Here is a 2,868-nt window from a genome sequence, read left to right on the forward strand (position 1 = left end):
ACTATCCTCGTCTATGACAAGGAAAAGCTGGCGAATGGTCCAAAGACCATCGCCGACCTGTTCGATCTGCAGAAATTCCCGGGCAAGCGCGGACTGTTGAAGAATCCCGCAGGCAATCTCGAATGGGCCCTGATTGCCGATGGCGTGGCCGTCAAGGACGTCTACAAGGTGCTCAACACGCCTGAGGGCGTCGACCGCGCGTTCAAGAAGCTCGACACGATCAAGAAGGACGTCGTCTGGTGGACAACCGGTGCTCAGCCGCCGCAGCTGCTGGCTGACGGCCAGGTCATAATGACATCAGCCTGGAACGGCCGCATCTACGATGCAAACAAGAACTCCGGCAAGCACTTCGAGATCGTGTGGGATGCCCAGCAGCCGGGCTTTGACGTGTGGGCGATCCCCAAGGGTAGTCCGCGGCTGGACGATGCCTACAAGTTCATCGCCTTTGCCTCCTCGCCCCAGGTGCTGGCCGACCTCACACGGTACATTCCCTATGGACCTGGCAACAAGGATGCGATGGCGCTTGTCGATCCGGCCGTCCTGCCTGACATTCCGACAGCACCCGAGCATATGGCCGTTGCCCAGCTGCCGGACCGAGCCTTCTGGATCAACAGGAGGGACGAGCTGCGTCAGCGCTTTACTGCCTGGCTCTCCAAGTAAGAACAAGAAGCGGCGGGGAGAGCTTCCGTTCTCCTCGCGCACCTTGGATGGCCGAACTGAGGAGACGAGCAGATGACAACGACGGCCATTCAAATTGCCGGCAACCCCAATAGCGTTCCGCTGCGGATTCAGCTGCAGCGCATCGAGCGCCGACGCCAACTAAGGGCCTTCATCCTCGTCCTGCCGCTGCTGCTATTCATCATGACGGCCTTTGTCTTTCCACTTGGCCGGATGATGTTCAACGCAATCCATGACGATACGCTGTTGGCCCTGATGCCACGGACCTCGGCAGCGCTCAGCACGTGGAATGGCCAGGACCTGCCTGATGAAGGCGTCTATGCCGCTCTCGCGGAAGATCTCAAGCAGGCCTGGGCAGACAAGGCAATGGGGGCGATCGGCAAGCGGATGAACTATGAGCTGCCGGGCGCTGCCGGCCAAGTGACGTCGAGCGCCCGAAAGGCGAGTACGCTGTCCGCCGGCCCCTACAAGGAAGCGCTGATCGCGATCAACCCGCTCTGGGGTCGGCAGGACGTCTGGAACCTCCTGAAGCGCGGGAGCTCGGCCTATACGGCCTATTACTTGCTGCGTTCGATTGATTACCAATATGGCCCCGACAGCCATATCGTCGCCTCGCCGCCGGAGACTTCGATCTTCCGCGACACCTTCCTGCGCACGCTTGGCATCAGCATCGGTGTAACTGCCGCGACCCTGCTGCTGGGCTTTCCCGTGGCTTATCTCCTGGCGAAATTGCCGCCTAGATCCAGCAATCTGCTGATGATCATGGTCGTGTTGCCGTTCTGGACCTCGCTGCTGGTGCGCACCACCGCCTGGGTCGTGCTTTTGCAACGGCACGGCCTCGTCAACGACATGCTGATGACTTTGCATATCATATCGCAGCCGGCCGAGCTCATCTTCAATAGGATCGGCACACTGGTAGCCATGACCCATATCCAGCTGCCTTTCACGTTGCTGCCAATCTACAGCGTAATGAAGACGATCTCGCCTAGTCATGTCCGCGCTGCCCGCTCGCTCGGCGCCGGACCCTTTTATGCCTTCTGGAAGGTCTACTTTCCCCAGACATTACCGGGGATCGCTGCCGGCGGCCTTCTGACCTTTATCCTTTGCTTGGGCTACTACATCACGCCCGCGCTTGTCGGCGGTCCGAACGATCAGATGGTCGCCTACTTCGTCGCCCACTATACAAATGAAGAACTCAACTGGGGCCTGGCCTCGGCCCTCGGCGCCATCCTGCTCACAGCGACGCTGCTGCTCTACTATATCTTCAACAAGCTGGTCGGCGTCGACCGGATCAACATGGGCTGAGAACGATGGCCGCTTCCGTCTATACCTCTCCGATGGAAAAGATCTGGTACTATTTGCACCGGATGGTCTGCGGGGCAGTGCTGTTGTTCCTGATCGCGCCTATCCTTGTCATCATCCCGCTGTCGTTCAACTCCGTGCCCTTCTTCACCTATCCTATGGCAGGGCTGTCGACCCGCTGGTATGAGGAGTTCTTCCTTACCGAGCGTTGGCTGGGCGCGCTGCACAACTCAATTGTCGTGGCCGTGTCGGTCACGCTGCTGTCGACCGCGCTCGGCACCTTAGCGGCGCTCGGGCTCAGCCGTCCGAACTTCCCCTGGCGCGCTGCGGTGATGAGCGTGCTGATCTCCCCCATCGTCGTGCCGGTCGTAATCACCTCGGTCGCCGTGTATTTCTTCTATGCCGATGTCGGGCTGCTCAACAGTTATGCCGGGTTGGTCCTGGCGCACATCACGCTGGCCACTCCGTTCGTCGTCATCACCGTAACCGCGTCGCTGATGGGTTTTGACAATTCGCTGACCCGGGCAGCCGCTGGACTCGGCGCGTCATCGGTCACGGTCTTTTTCAAGATCACCTTGCCGCTCATCATTCCGGGAATGATCTCTGGCGCGCTCTTTGCCTTCATCACGTCCTTCGACGAGGTTGTAGTCGCCCTTTTCGTCTCGGGCCCTGAGCAGCGCACCTTACCGAAGGTCATGTTCTCCGGCGTCCGAGAGCAGATCAGCCCGACTATTATCGCCGCCGCCACTGTGCTGATCCTGTTCTCCATCGTCCTCCTGACTACTGTCGAGCTGCTTCGGCGACGCTCGGAGCGACTACGCGGGACCAGCAGTACCTGACGGTTCCCGACGCTCATCCGAAGAACCTCAGGTGCTCTCGCCGAGATGC

At 59.9% G+C, this 2,868-nt stretch carries 3 protein-coding genes; all 3 read left to right on the plus strand.

Annotated features, from left to right (window positions below; translation table 11 throughout):
- The coding region (locus AC0L2J_RS34580) for an extracellular solute-binding protein (protein ID WP_473395962.1) at positions 1 to 660 on the plus strand (660 nt) is incomplete at its 5' end.
- Between the two features lie 72 nt (positions 661 to 732).
- Positions 733 to 1,983, plus strand: a complete 1,251-nt coding sequence (locus AC0L2J_RS34585) for an ABC transporter permease (RefSeq protein ID WP_473395963.1) — start codon at positions 733 to 735, stop codon at positions 1,981 to 1,983.
- Positions 1,984 to 1,988: 5 nt separating this feature from the next.
- Entirely contained in the window at positions 1,989 to 2,819 is an 831-nt protein-coding gene (locus AC0L2J_RS34590) for an ABC transporter permease (RefSeq protein ID WP_473395964.1), read from the plus strand.
- Positions 2,820 to 2,868 lie beyond the last annotated feature (49 nt).

The organism is Bradyrhizobium sp. MV1.5, assembly GCF_055807615.1.

Coding starts and splice junctions, on each gene's coding strand:
- AC0L2J_RS34590 (WP_473395964.1), top strand. CDS start 1,989: ATGGCCGCTTCCGTCTATACCTCTCCGATGGAAAAGATCTGGTACTAT.
- AC0L2J_RS34585 (WP_473395963.1), top strand. CDS start 733: ATGACAACGACGGCCATTCAAATTGCCGGCAACCCCAATAGCGTTCCG.